Annotated in this window: 13 protein-coding genes; 6 read left to right on the top strand and 7 right to left on the bottom strand. The window is 73.2% G+C overall.

Annotated elements, in window-relative coordinates; genetic code table 11:
- Positions 1-168 precede the first annotated feature (168 nt).
- Positions 169-885, top strand: coding sequence for a GAP family protein (locus tag ACIBR0_RS06285; RefSeq protein WP_396712971.1), 717 nt, complete (start codon positions 169-171; stop codon positions 883-885).
- 40 nt (positions 886-925) lie between these two features.
- On the opposite strand, the gene fdhD is transcribed toward ACIBR0_RS06285, so the two are convergent.
- Positions 926-1,780, bottom strand: a complete 855-nt coding sequence (gene fdhD, locus ACIBR0_RS06280) for a formate dehydrogenase accessory sulfurtransferase FdhD (protein ID WP_396712970.1) — start codon at positions 1,778-1,780, stop codon at positions 926-928.
- Between the two features lie 159 nt (positions 1,781-1,939).
- Here fdhD and ACIBR0_RS06275 point away from each other — a divergent pair, with 159 nt between their 5' ends.
- From ACIBR0_RS06275 to ACIBR0_RS06265, 3 genes are all read left to right on the top strand, one after another.
- The gene (locus ACIBR0_RS06275; RefSeq protein WP_396712969.1) at positions 1,940-2,668 is read left to right on the top strand and encodes a molybdenum cofactor guanylyltransferase; all 729 of its coding nucleotides are present in this window, start codon (positions 1,940-1,942) and stop codon (positions 2,666-2,668) included.
- Complete coding sequence (locus ACIBR0_RS06270; protein WP_357032745.1) at positions 2,665-2,931, top strand: DUF6457 domain-containing protein; 267 nt, start codon at positions 2,665-2,667, stop codon at positions 2,929-2,931. The genes ACIBR0_RS06275 and ACIBR0_RS06270 overlap by 4 nt, the downstream gene beginning before the upstream one ends.
- An 89-nt stretch (positions 2,932-3,020) precedes the next feature.
- Positions 3,021-4,124, top strand: a complete 1,104-nt coding sequence (locus ACIBR0_RS06265; RefSeq protein ID WP_396712968.1) for a T3SS (YopN, CesT) and YbjN peptide-binding chaperone 1 — start codon at positions 3,021-3,023, stop codon at positions 4,122-4,124.
- 78 nt (positions 4,125-4,202) lie between these two features.
- Here the strand turns inward: ACIBR0_RS06265 and ACIBR0_RS06260 are convergent, their stop codons facing one another.
- Both ACIBR0_RS06260 and ACIBR0_RS06255 read right to left on the bottom strand, forming a co-directional pair.
- A complete protein-coding gene (locus ACIBR0_RS06260; RefSeq protein ID WP_396712967.1) occupies positions 4,203-6,080 on the bottom strand; it encodes a beta-propeller domain-containing protein in 1,878 nt (625 codons plus the stop codon).
- An 82-nt stretch (positions 6,081-6,162) separates the two neighbouring features.
- On the bottom strand, positions 6,163-6,621 hold the full coding sequence (locus ACIBR0_RS06255; RefSeq protein ID WP_357032753.1) for an Lrp/AsnC family transcriptional regulator: 459 nt from the start codon (positions 6,619-6,621) through the stop codon (positions 6,163-6,165).
- A gap of 68 nt (positions 6,622-6,689) precedes the next feature.
- On the opposite strand from ACIBR0_RS06255, the gene ddaH reads away from it, so the two are divergent.
- Complete coding sequence (gene ddaH / locus ACIBR0_RS06250) at positions 6,690-7,514, top strand: dimethylargininase (RefSeq protein ID WP_396712966.1); 825 nt, start codon at positions 6,690-6,692, stop codon at positions 7,512-7,514.
- Between the two features lie 58 nt (positions 7,515-7,572).
- Here ddaH and ACIBR0_RS06245 read toward each other — a convergent pair whose 3' ends face one another.
- Positions 7,573-8,784: an ABC transporter substrate-binding protein gene (locus tag ACIBR0_RS06245; RefSeq protein WP_396712965.1), complete on the bottom strand. Its 1,212-nt coding sequence runs from the start codon at positions 8,782-8,784 to the stop codon at positions 7,573-7,575.
- A gap of 81 nt (positions 8,785-8,865) precedes the next feature.
- A complete protein-coding gene (locus tag ACIBR0_RS06240; RefSeq protein ID WP_396712964.1) occupies positions 8,866-9,663 on the bottom strand; it encodes an alpha/beta hydrolase family protein in 798 nt (265 codons plus the stop codon).
- Positions 9,664-9,746: 83 nt separating this feature from the next.
- On the opposite strand from ACIBR0_RS06240, the gene ACIBR0_RS06235 reads away from it, so the two are divergent.
- A complete protein-coding gene (locus ACIBR0_RS06235) occupies positions 9,747-10,349 on the top strand; it encodes a bacterial proteasome activator family protein (RefSeq protein WP_396712963.1) in 603 nt (200 codons plus the stop codon).
- 37 nt (positions 10,350-10,386) lie between these two features.
- On the opposite strand, the gene ACIBR0_RS06230 is transcribed toward ACIBR0_RS06235, so the two are convergent.
- Together ACIBR0_RS06230 and ACIBR0_RS06225 are read right to left on the bottom strand one after the other, a co-directional pair.
- Positions 10,387-11,199 carry an HAD family hydrolase gene (locus tag ACIBR0_RS06230; protein ID WP_396712962.1) on the bottom strand — a complete coding sequence of 271 codons (813 nt, stop codon included), beginning with the start codon at positions 11,197-11,199 and terminating at the stop codon, positions 10,387-10,389.
- The gene (locus ACIBR0_RS06225) at positions 11,199-12,020 is read right to left on the bottom strand and encodes an HAD family hydrolase (protein WP_396712961.1); all 822 of its coding nucleotides are present in this window, start codon (positions 12,018-12,020) and stop codon (positions 11,199-11,201) included. Before ACIBR0_RS06225 ends, ACIBR0_RS06230 begins: the two co-directional genes overlap by 1 nt.
- Between the last annotated feature and the right edge of the window lie 40 nt (positions 12,021-12,060).

The following is a 12,060-nucleotide window of genomic DNA, read 5'->3' as shown; positions in this document are numbered from 1 at the left end:
GGTGGAGCATCCTCGCCGTCGACCGACCGACCACGGCCGGCGACGGCGACGTCGGACGGACGTGCCACCGCGTGGAACGATGTACGCGATCTTCGTGCCGACGGACGAGTCCGTCTGCCTGGAACGGCCGGAGGATGATCAGGTGGTCGCACACCGAACGGTTCCGGCGTGAGCGCCGGCCTGCTGCTGTCCCTCGCCGGTCTGGCGCTGGTCGACAGCACCAGCATCGGCACCCTCTTCATCCCGGTCTGGCTGCTGCTCGCGCCGGGGCCGGTCAGCGTCCGGCGGATCCTGACCTACCTGGGCACCATCACCGCCTTCTACTTCGTCGTCGGCCTGCTCCTGTTCGCAGGCGGCAGCCGGCTGGCCGACGCGCTCGGAGGAGCGCTCGACAACCGGCCGGTGCTCTGGGCGCAACTGGTACTCGGTGTCGCGTTGTTCCTGCTGAGCTTCCGGTACGGCGGAAAGCGGAAGACGCGTACGGGCGGTGTGCTGCGCTGGCGGGACCGGGCCACGGCCGGCGACGCCTCGGCGCGGTGGCTGGTCGGGCTGGCCCTGTTCGCGGCGCTCGCGGAGGTGGCGACGATGCTGCCGTACCTCGGCGCGGTCGGCCTGCTGGCCACCTCCGGCGTGGGAGCGGCCGGAGTCGTGGGCCTGCTCGCCGGCTACTGCCTGGTGATGGTGCTGCCCGCGGTCCTGCTGCTGGCCGCGCGGGTGGCGCGGCCCGGGCGGATCGAGCCGCTGCTGGCCCGGCTCAACGACTGGATCACCCGGACGTCCGGCAGCACGCTGGGCTGGGTCCTCGCCATCGCCGGCTTCCTGCTGGCCCGCGACGCCGCCACCCGCCTCGACCTGTTCGACGCGCTCGACCGCTGGGGATCGTGACGCGGCCGGCGGCGCGAACGGGTCCGCCGCGGCGACGGCGTCACGTCGTGACGCGCTCCGGGTGGGCGTAGACGTTCATGGTCCGGTCCCGCAGGAAGCCGACCAGGGTGATGCCGGCCTCGTCGGCGAGGTCCGCGGCCAGGGTGCTGGGCGCGGACACCGCCGCGAGCAGCGGCGATCCGGCCATCCAGGCCTTCTGCGTCAGTTCGAAGCTGGCCCGCCCGCTCACCAGCAGCACGTGCCCGGCCAGCGGCAGCCGCCGCTCACGAACCGCCCAGCCGACCACCTTGTCCACGGCGTTGTGCCGGCCGACGTCCTCGCGCAGCACCACCAACTCCCCGTCGGCGGCGAACAACCCCGCCGCGTGCAGGCCGCCGGTGCGGTCGAAGCCCCGCTGCGCCGTACGCAGCCGCTCCGGAAGGTCGGCCAGGACCGCCGCCGGGACACGCAGCGGGTCGTCGGCCACCGCGAAGATCGACCGGGTACGTACCGCGTCGATGCTCGCCTTCCCGCACACCCCGCACGAGCTGGTCGTGTAGAAGTTCCGCGCCGGGTCCGTGGTGGGTTCCGGCACGCCGGGAGCGAGCGCGACGTCCACCACGTTGTACGTGTTGGGTGTCTCCGTGCCGGCGCAGAGTTGCGCGGTGAGCACGTCGTCGGTCGACCGGATCAGGCCCTCGGTGAGCAGAAACCCGATCGCCAGGTCCAGGTCGTCGCCGGGCGTCCGCATGGTGACGGCCAGCGGTCGACGTCGACCGGGACCGGCCGCGCCCACCCGGATCTCCAGCGGTTCCTCCCCGGCGAGGCTGTCCGGCCGGCGTACCGGTGTGCGGCCCTCGGCCACCGCGTCGAGGTCGATCCGGAGTACGCCCCGGCGGCCAGTCGCCCGTCCCATCCCGCCATCCTGCCTCGCCCACGCCCCCGCGGCACCCGCTCCCCGTCCCGCACCGGTCCCGTGCGACGCGGCACCTGCCACCAAAAGATCAACTCGACGTCACTGATACCGAGTCGATCAACACGTCTCCGGAGGGCGTCGCGGGGTTACCGTGTCCGGATGGGTGGATACGCGGCGGTGGTGCTGGCGGGTGGCGCCGCCCGACGCATGGGTGGGACGGACAAGCCGGCCCGACCGGTCGCCGGCCGACCGATGCGGGACCGGGTGCTGGCGGCGGTGCCGGACGCCGATCCGCGGATCCTGGTCGGCCCGGCGCCCGGGACGTCGGCCGGGGCGTCGGCCGGGGCGCTGGTCGGTGGCGGGCAGCCGCCCGGCGGATCAGTGGCCGCGCTCGACGGGGTACTGGTCACCCGGGAGCAACCCCCCGGCGGCGGACCGGTGGCCGCGCTCGCCGCCGGGCTGGATCTGCTGCCGGCGACGACCACCGTGGTGGCGGTGCTCGCCGCCGACCTCCCGCTGCTCACCCGCGATGCGATCGGCCACCTGCTCGGCCACCTCGACGCTCCGCAGCCCGCCGAAGCGACCTCGGCCGACACGCGGGCGTCAGCGCCGGGCGGGAGTGACGCCGCGACGATCGACGGGGTCTGCTTCGTCGACGCTGACGGGCGGCGGCAGACCCTGTGCGGGGTGTGGCGGGTCGACGCGCTGCGGGCCGCCCTGGACCGGCTCGCCGCCGAGCGGGGTGGGGTGCTCGCCGGGGCTCCGCTGCGGGCGCTGCTCGCCGGGCTGACCGTCGTCGAGGTGCCGTGGTCCTCGGACGGCCCGCCGCCGTGGTTCGACTGCGACACTGACGAGGACGTACGCCGGGCGGAGGAGTGGGCGCGATGACGGTGATGGACGACTGGATCACGGCGGCCTGCGCCGAGTTGGGGCTCGACCCCGCGCAGGTGCCGGTGCCCGCCGTGCTCGACCTGGCCCGGGACGTGGCGCACCAGGTTCTGCGGCCGGGCGCGCCGGTCAGCGCGTACCTCCTGGGGCTCGCGGTCGGTCGTGGCGCGGACCCGGCCGGCGCCGCGGCCCGGCTCCGCGACCTCGCCGCCACCTGGCCGGTGGAACTCGGCGCCGAACGTCCCGGCGAGAGTCCGGCCTGACCGGTCCGCCGACGGTGTCCGATCCCGGCCGGCGTTGATTCGTGACCCCGGTTCCGTGGGTAGGGTGACCTTGACGGACGGAGGCGATCATGACGGCAGACCACCCCTCGGCGCCGGCTGGTGAATCGCCCGGCAGCCTGCCGGAGCACCACGAGTCGATCCTGCTCGACGAGCCGACCACGGCAGACCTGCGGGAGAAGGTGACGCAGGCGTGGCGGGAGTTCGCGCGGGCGCTGGCCGAGCGGCTGGCCGCGCTGCCCGGCGGTTCCCACGTCGGGTTGACCCTCGACCCGACCGCCTCCGGTACGGGTGACGCCGTCTACTCGATCAGCATCGACGTGGGAGCGGACCGGGCAGTGGCGGCCCGCGCGGTGGGCAACGCGAGCCTCCCGGAGGGCTACCGCCTGGACCGGGCCGCGGTGGCGGACATGGTCGCGCTGGGCTGGTCCCCGCCGGGCGTGCTGGAGGGCTCCGGCGAGCACTTCGGGCTGCACGGCGGCGCCGAGGAGACCACCAAGCTGGCGGCGCTCTTCTCCCGGACCCTGCGGGACGTCTACGGCGCCCCGCACCCGGCCTTCCTGGTCTACCTGATCCACGACGCCGAGGGCGAGCCGCTGGAGAGCGGGCCGCTGGGCACCGCCCGCAGCGAGTTCGGCCCGGACCGGAACGTCGAGGCCGACCTGGACGAGGCGCTGGCGAAGGCCGCCGCGCAGCCCGCCGGGGACGACGTGCTGGGGCTGCCGGAGCGGGTCCGCACGGTCGTCTCGACGATGCTCAAGTCGGACGAGGACCGCCTCCAGGTCGACTCGGACGGCGACATCACCATCCGCGCCGGCTCGGCCATGGTCTTCGTACGGGTGCGGGACAACCCGCCCCTGGTCGACGTGTTCTCCCCGATCCTGACCGAGGTGGAGCCGACCGAGCGGCTGTACGTGAAGCTGTCCGAGCTGACCAACCGGATGCCGATCGGCCGGCTCTACTGCGCCGACGACACGGTGTGGGCGTCGATCCCGGTGTTCGGGCGGAACTTCCAGGCCACCCACCTGATGCTCGCCGTGCAGGTGATGACCGGTCTCGCGGACGAGCTGGACGACCGGCTGCACGGCGAGTTCGGCGGCAAGCGCTTCTTCGGCGAGGGCGACAAGCCTACGAAAAGCGACCAGGGCGAACACCGCACCGGCATGTACCTGTGACACCCCTGCCCCGCTGACGGTGGGTGGAGCCCGGTAACCCCGAATGAAACCGGGCCCCACCCACCGGGGGAGGGAGGGTCAGGTCGAGGGGAGCCAGGTGAGGCTCCGGGCGGTGGTCGGGTCGCTCGCCCGCAGGCCGGTCTCGGAGACCGTCCACAGCACGCCGCCGACCAGCAGCGACCGTGTGACGGACGGGTGGGACACCGTGCCGTGTTCGGTGAGAGCGTCGCCGGTCACCCGCAGCAGGCGTACGCCGTCGCCGACCGGGACGGCCACCAGCCCGGTCGACGGGTCGTGCAGGAAGGCGTGCGGGTCGTACTCGGCCGCCGACACGCCGTCGGGGTCGTGCCACTGGTCCAGCCGGGTCGGTCGGGTCGGGTCGCGCACGTCGAAGAGGGAGACCTGTACGCCCCGCACCCGCCCGCTGGTGTCCGCCTCCTGGCCCACACCGAGCAGCCGCCCGTCGGCCACCGGGTGCAGGTACGACGAGTAGCCGGTGATTTTCAGCTCTCCGGTGACCCGCGGCGCGGCCGGTTCGGTCAGGTCGAGGGTGTAGAGCGGGTCGGTGCGCCGGAACGTCACCACGTGTGCGGTGGCGCCGAGGTAGCGCACCGAGTAGATCCGCTCTCCCCGGCCGAGGCCGGTGACCGTGCCGACCGGGACGAGTGTGGCCCCCTGCTGCCGCAGCACGTGAACCCCGGACTCGGAGGTGCGTCCGCCGGCCTCGGTGGTGGTCGCCACCCGCAGGTGACCCTGCCACTCCGACATTGCGTACCGGTTGACCAGCCAACCCGGTACGGAGCCGGCGGCGGCGTACCGGGGGCGGCCCGGTGCGCTCGTGTCGAACCGGTGGATGTCGGTGGCCAGCTTGCCGCTGGGGCGGATCCAGCGTCGCGGGTCCGGCCGGTCACCCACCTCCCGCGCGCCGGCCAGGTAGAGGCTGTCCCCGGTGGCGTAGACGGCGTCCGCGTGGGTGGCGATGCTGACCGGGTCGCCGTCACCGAGCCGGCCGCCGCCGAGGTCGAAGCTGAGCACGGTGAGCACGCCGGAGCCGGTGGCCCGTTCCGTCCGGGTCAGCCGGTCGCAGCCGATCCGCCCGGTGTGCCGCTGCGAGCCGGCCGTCCACTCGTACGCCGGCAGCCAGGCGTCGAGGCCGGCGGTGGCCACCACCGCCCGGTTCGCCTCGGTCGCGCGGGCGTCGGGGTTGTCCTTCCGGCCGTCGAAGGGCGGGAAGATGACGCGGGCGGCGGACCGGACCACCACGCGTGCGGTGCCGCCGGTCTGGCGGGCGTCCAGCCGGTGGCCCTGGATCCGGTACGTCCCGAGCACGCGCGGAGTGCCGGCGAGGTCCACCAGGATCAGCTCGGTGCCGCCGAGCCTCGGGCCGTCGAGTCGCTCGCCACCCGGCCGTACCGGCGTGGGGACGTCGGAGAGCACCAGCGCCCGGTCGCCGTGCAGCAGCAGCTCGTTGCGTCCCCAGCGGTTCTCCGGGTCGGCGGTCAGGTCCAGCCGGCCGACGACGCGGCGGGTCGCCGGATCGACCACCCGCAGGACCTGGCCGGTGACCGTGACGATGCGCCGCCCGTCGGTCTTGACCAGGTCGGGTTCGTCGACGCCGACCTCCTGGATGTTGGTCGTGGAGTGCTCGGGGGCGTCGCCGTCCGCGCGGGCCGCTCCGGCCAGCATCGGGCCGCCGAGGCGCCTCCCGGTCCACGTGGTGTCCTCGCCGGAGAAGCCCCACGGGCCGACCGAGGCGGAGGCCGCCGACCGGAGGTCGGCCAGCGCCTCGGCGCAGGACTCGTAGGAGACCGGTCGGGGGGCGGACATCGCCGGATCGGCAGCGGACGCCCCAACGGCTCCGGTGGCCGACCGGTCGGCGGCCTGGAAGGTGGTCGCGCTCCCGGAGAGCAGGGCGAGGGTCAGCAGCGCCCCGCCGGTGAGCATGCCCCGTTTCATGGTCGATCGGACGCGGCGGACCCCCGCCGGGTTCCGGAGAATCCGACCGATCGGCAGCCGGTGTTCCCGGCAGGTGTTCGGGTCAGCCGGTGGACGGGCCGACGCCCGGGGACTCGACCAGCCGGGAGAGCACGATCGTGCTGCGGGTCGAGGTGACGAAGGACTCGGCACGCAGCCGCTCCAACGCCGCCTCCAGGTGTGCGATGTCGGCGGCCCGCAGGTGCACGAGGGCGTCGGCCTCGCCTGAGACCGTGTACGCCCCGACCACCTCGGGGTGCCGGCGGACGGCCACGCCGATCTGCACGGGGGTGGTCCGGCCGGCGCAGAACAGCTCGACGAACGCCTCGGTGGTCCAGCCGACGGCGGCCGGGTCCACGACGGCCGTGAATCCCTTGATGACCCCGGCGGACCGCAGCCGGTCGACCCGTCGTTTGACCGCCGGTGCGGAGAGCGACACCCGTTGTCCGATGTCCGCGTACGAGGCACGGGCGTCGGCGACGAGCAACGCAATGATCCGCTGGTCTACGGCATCTATCTGCAACGTTCCGCCTCTGGGAAGCAACGGTTCTGGCTGTTACCAAAGTTCTACGGTACCTACCCTTAGTCACCGTGAACCAGCAGCGAGTCTCGCGAAAGCGGACATATCTCATGTGCTCGCCTGAGCACTTCGCGGTCGAGTACGCGATCAACCCGTGGATGGACGTCACCACCGCGGTCGACGCGGAGTTGGCGGTCAAGCAGTGGGACCGTCTGCGGGAGACCCTGGGCGGCCTCGGTCACGACGTGCACCTGCTGACCCCGGAGCGGGGCCTGCCGGACATGGTCTTCGCGGCCAACGGCGCGTTCGTCGTCGACGGCACCGTGTACGGCGCGCAGTTCAAGCACGAGCAGCGGGCCGCCGAGGCCGCCGCGCACCGGGCCTTCTACGAGTCGCAGGGCTGGCGGTTCATCGCGCCGAGCGAGACCAACGAGGGCGAGGGTGACTTCGCGTACCTGCCGGAAGCCCACGGCGGCCTGGTCCTCGCGGGCCACGGCTTCCGCACCGAGCTGCCGGCGCACGCCGAGGCGCAGGAGGCGCTCGGCCGGCCGGTGGTGTCGCTGCGCCTGGTCGACCCGCGCTTCTACCACCTGGACGTCGCGCTCGCCTCGATCGACGACGAGAACGTCGTCTACTACCCGGGCGCCTTCTCGGCAGCCAGCCAGAGGGTCCTGACGCAGCTCTTCCCGGACGCGGTGATCGCCGACGACTCCGACGCGCTCGCCTTCGGCCTGAATCTGGTCAGCGACGGCCTCAACGTCGTGCTCAACAGCGAGGCGACGCGGCTCGCGGGCAAGCTCAAGGCCGCCGGCTACCACCCGGTGCCGGTGGAGCTGGGTGAGCTGAAGAAGGGCGGCGGCAGCGTGAAGTGCTGCATCGCCGAGCTGCGCCACTGACCGGACGCGACGACGAAGGGCCGGCCCCACCCGGGGCCGGCCCTTCGTCGTACGGGGCTCAGCCGAGCGTGGCGAGCTCGTTGATCAGGACGTTGGAGAGCACCTGACCGTCGAGCTGGACCTCGCGGAGGTACCACTTCTGCTGCGGGGTACGTGGCTGGTTGAACTGCCAGGTGCCGCGCGGGCTGTCGATCTGACCGATCTTGCCCAGGGCCAGGTTGAGCTGCTGCGAGGTGGGGTTCTCCCCGGCCAGGCGAATCGCCTGGTCCAGCACCTGCGCGGCGTCGTACGACGCCATCGCGTACGTGGTCGGGGTGGTGTTGTGCTTCTTGCGGTACGCGGAGGCGAAGACCCGGTTGGCCGTGTTGCTGAGGTCGGCCGAGTAGTTCAGCGCGGTCTGGATGCCCAGCGCCGTCGCCGGGCTCTCGGCGAAGCTCTCCAGCACCCGGCCCTCGGTGAGGAAACCGGGGGCGTAGACCTTGCCCCGGTAGCCCTCGCCACGCAGTTGCCGGATGAACTCGACCGCCGTCGCCCCGTCGTAGTGACAGAAGATCGCGGTCGGTTTCGGTGTGCGGTTGATCGCCCGCCTGATGTCCGACACGAACGCGCTCTTCGACGGGTTGGCGACGTCCTTGGTCCACACGACCGCGTCCTTGATCCGCCGGTCGGTCTCGCCGAACTCCACCCGGAAGCCGCGCAGCACGTCCTGGCTGGCCGGCGTCTCCGGCATGATGATCGCGACCTGTTCCGACGGTTTGAGCTGGCGGCGCATGTGCTGCCCGAGGGCCCGGCCCACCTCGTCCAGCACGTACGAGGTGCGCCAGATGTAGACGACGCTCTGCAGGCTGGTCGGCGACGCGTTGGAGCCGATCAGTGGCACCCGGGCCTGCTCGACGGTGTCCCGGATGCCGAACATGACGGCCGGGTTGGCCACACCGGTGAGGGCCAGCACCCCCTGCTTGAGCAGCGATTCGACGGCCGCCTTGCCGGTCGCTCCGCTCGCGCCCTCGTCGGCGGTGAGCAGCTCGACGGGGTGCCCACCCAGTCTCCGGTCCTGCAGCTCCAGGAAGAGTTGGAACCCGTTGGCGATCTCGTCGCCGATCGCCTTGAACCCGCCGGACGTCGGCACGACGAGGCCGATCTTGATCGGGCGTCCGTCGCCGAGCGAGGCGCCTCCCGGGTCCTCGTCCGAGCCGCAGGCGGCCACCAGTCCGGTCGTACCGAGCGCGGCCAGCAGCTTGAGTGCTCGCCTGCGGTTCATTTGCGACACCGAGTTCCTTCCCCCGGAAGCGTTGCTGGGCGGTCAGCGCCCCTCCGGCGTTCTACCTGGTTGACGACGCTCCGTCAATCCCTAGTGATCTTTAAGTAGATTCCGCAACCCAGTGGCAACGTGCGGCCACGCCTCCGACTCCGGGTCGATGAGCCCGAAATGCTCGCAAAACGGCAGCTCAACGAGCGCGACTTCGGCACCGGCCGCCTGTCCGGCGGCGACAAGATCGCGACTCATGGCGACCGGCACCTGCCGGTCCAGCGTTCCGTGGACGACTACTGTGCGTTGCCGAAGCGGCACCAGCATCCGTGGATCGGCGGCCGCGTACCGCTCGGGCACGTCGTCCGGGCCGCCACCGAGGAGCGCGGCCACCGCGCCGGAGTCCAGATCCAGCCGGTACGCCTCGGCCAGGTCCGACACCGGGGCCAGGGCCAGGACGCCGGCCACCGCGGCGGGCGCGGTCGCCGCCACGTACAGGGCGAGGTGGCCGCCCGCGGAGTGCCCGACCAGGACCGGCGGACCGGGAGCCACCCGCCCGGGCAGCGCCTCCGCCGCGAGCCGGGGCAGCTCCGTCACGCCGGTCAGGACGTCCGTGAACGTGCCGGGCCAGCCGCCGCCGGGCTGGCCGGTCCGGCGGTACTCCAGTTGGGCCACCGGGTGCCCGAGCGCGGCCAGGGCGGTGGCCAGTGGTCCGGTGTGCCGGCGGTCGTACTCCGCCCGCCAGAAGCCTCCGTGCACCACCACGACGAGCGGCCGGGCCGGACCGGAGCCGGCCGGGCGGCGCAGGTCGGCCACCTGGTCCGGATGGTCGCCGTAGGCGATGGTCGCGTCCGGCGCCGGGGTGGGACGGCTGAGCACGGCGCGTGGGTCGGCGGACATGGCGCGACCGTAGCGCGGCTCACGCCGCGGATGCCCGCCGGGAGTCGGTCCCGAGGCGCACGGGCGGGCTCGGCTGGGTAAAGATGGGTGCCATGACCCAGACGCACTCCGCGGGAGAGAACGACGAGCCGGAGCAGGACGGCACCGGACACTCGGGCACGGTCGTGGTGATCGGCCCGGACGGCCAACCGGTCGGCACCGTGCAGGCCGACGAGGGCGGCGGCGAGGACCCGACCCGACTGGTCGAGCAGCCGGCCAAGGTGATGCGGATCGGCAGCATGATCAAGCAGCTGCTGGAGGAGGTCAAGGCCGCGCCGCTGGACGACGCCAGCCGGCACCGGATGCGGGAGATCCACGAGCGCTCGATCGTGGAGCTGAAGGAGGGGCTCGCCCCCGAGCTGCGGGAGGAGCTGGAACGCATCTCGCTGCCCTTCACCGAGGAGAAGGCGCCCAGCGAAGGCGAGCTGCGCATCGCGCACGCCCAGCTCGTCGGCTGGCTGGAGGGCCTGTTCCACGGCATCCAGGCGGCCCTGGTGGCACAGCAGATGGCTGCCCGGGTGCAACTGGAGCAGATGCGCTCCGGCCGGCAGGCGCTGCCCAGCGGTCCCGGCGGCGTGATGCCGGGCATGCCCGGCATGGGCCAGCCGCAGGGCGGCGAGGGACACAGCACCGGCCAGTACCTGTGACCGTCGGCGGCCGGCCGGTCGCGGGCCGGCCGGCCGCTCACCCCACCCCGAAAGCCTTCTCCAGGTACGCGGCCACGCCGTCGGACGTGTTGGCCGCCGTCACCTCGTCGGCGACCGCCAGGACGGCGGGGTGCGCGTTGGCCACCGCGACCGCCCGGCCGGCCCAGGTGAGCATCGGCAGGTCGTTGGGCATGTCCCCGAAGGCCAGCACGTCGGCGGCGTCGATGCCGTGCCGGGCGCAGTACCAGGCCAGCCCGGCCGCCTTGGTCACCCCCGCACCCGAGATCTCGACGAGCCCCGAGTACGACGAGTGGGTCGCCTCGGCGAGCCCGGCCACCGCCCCGGCGACCAGCGCGACGAAGGCGTCCGGGTCCTGCTCGCCGGCCCGGGCCAGCAGCTTCACCGCCGGGGCGGCCAGCAGCTCCTCCGGTGTCGCCACGGCCCGGATCGCGGCGTGGTCGGCGTCCCACCGCAGCGGGTAGTGCGCCTCGTGCCGCATCTCCCGGCTGTCCACGATCTCCACCGCGAAGCTGATCTCGGGCACCTCCGCCCGCAGCCGCCGGGCCACCTCCGCCAGCAGGTCCGGGGCGAGCGGATCGGCGCGCAGGACCTCGTCGTCCACCGGGTCGTAGACGACCGCCCCGTTCGCGCAGACCGCCGGCAGCGGTTCGGCCAGCTGCTCGTACACCAGCTTGAGCCAACGGATGGGGCGGCCGGTGACGAGGACGACCGGCGTGCCGCGCGCGGTGAGCCGCGCGAGCACGGCGGCGGTACGCGGACTGAGCGTCCGGTCGTCCCGGAGCAGGGTGCCGTCGATGTCCGTGGCGATCAGCCGGGGTCGCTCTCCCATCAGCGCGACAGTAGCCGATCCAGGTACACCGCCACACCGTCGTCGTCGTTGCGCAGGGTGACCTCGTCGGCGGCGGCACGGACCGTCGGGTGAGCGTTGGAGACCGCCACCCGCGACCAGCCGGCCCAGGAGAACATCGGCAGGTCGTTGGGCATGTCACCGAAGACCAGCACCTCGGCGGGGTCGACGCCGAGGCTCTGCGCCACCACGCTCAACCCGGTCGCCTTGTCGACCCCCGGCGGGCAGATCTCGATGAAGCCGAGCCCGGCCTGGGTCAGCGTGGCCACGTCGGACGGGATGATCTGCCGCGCGACGTCCAGCAGCTCGTCCACGTGGTGGTCGGCGGTCCGCGCGAACGCCTTGATCACGTCACAGGAGAGGCACTCGGCACGACTGCGCGCCTCGAACCGGTCCTGGTAGGGCCAGCTCGGGTGGTAGTCGCCCCAGAGCGGCGCGTCGTGCTCGTCGGACGCCTCGACCATCACGGTCAGCGGCCCGGCCGCGGCCTCCAGGTCGGCCAGCAGGGCGGCCAGCACGTCGCCGCGGAGACGCTCGTCGCGCAGGACCACCGGTCCCGTGGGGTCGCTCTGGTCGACCACCCGGCCGCCACCGGCCATCACCAGGAAGTCGGCGGCGCGGATGTCGTTGCGGGTCAGCTCGGTGAGCCGGGGACCACGGCCGGTGGCGCCGACCACCGGGATCCCGGCGGCCCGCACCCGGTCGAGCACCTCGTGCGTGTACGCGGAGACCGTCTCGTCGCTGCGGACGAGCGTCCCGTCGAGGTCGGTGGCGATCAGCTTGGGCAGGCCCGGGCGGGTCATGGTTCCTCCTTCGCCCGCCGCCGTCGCAACCAGCCGTTCC

Source organism: Micromonospora sp. NPDC049497, from assembly GCF_044465805.1.
Taxonomy (GTDB): domain Bacteria; phylum Actinomycetota; class Actinomycetes; order Mycobacteriales; family Micromonosporaceae; genus Micromonospora.
This window is presented reverse-complemented; position numbering and strand designations above follow the sequence as displayed.

Bases quoted from the DNA above. Each gene is read 5' to 3' on its own strand.
- ACIBR0_RS06270 (WP_357032745.1), top strand. From the start codon at position 2,665: ATGACGGTGATGGACGACTGGATCACGGCGGCCTGCGCCGAGTTGGGG.
- ACIBR0_RS06265 (WP_396712968.1), top strand. From the start codon at position 3,021: ATGACGGCAGACCACCCCTCGGCGCCGGCTGGTGAATCGCCCGGCAGC.
- ACIBR0_RS06275 (WP_396712969.1), top strand. From the start codon at position 1,940: ATGGGTGGATACGCGGCGGTGGTGCTGGCGGGTGGCGCCGCCCGACGC.
- fdhD (WP_396712970.1), bottom strand. From the start codon at position 1,780: ATGGGACGGGCGACTGGCCGCCGGGGCGTACTCCGGATCGACCTCGAC.
- ACIBR0_RS06240 (WP_396712964.1), bottom strand. From the start codon at position 9,663: ATGTCCGCCGACCCACGCGCCGTGCTCAGCCGTCCCACCCCGGCGCCG.
- ACIBR0_RS06235 (WP_396712963.1), top strand. From the start codon at position 9,747: ATGGGTGCCATGACCCAGACGCACTCCGCGGGAGAGAACGACGAGCCG.
- ACIBR0_RS06260 (WP_396712967.1), bottom strand. From the start codon at position 6,080: ATGAAACGGGGCATGCTCACCGGCGGGGCGCTGCTGACCCTCGCCCTG.
- ACIBR0_RS06230 (WP_396712962.1), bottom strand. From the start codon at position 11,199: ATGGGAGAGCGACCCCGGCTGATCGCCACGGACATCGACGGCACCCTG.
- ACIBR0_RS06225 (WP_396712961.1), bottom strand. From the start codon at position 12,020: ATGACCCGCCCGGGCCTGCCCAAGCTGATCGCCACCGACCTCGACGGG.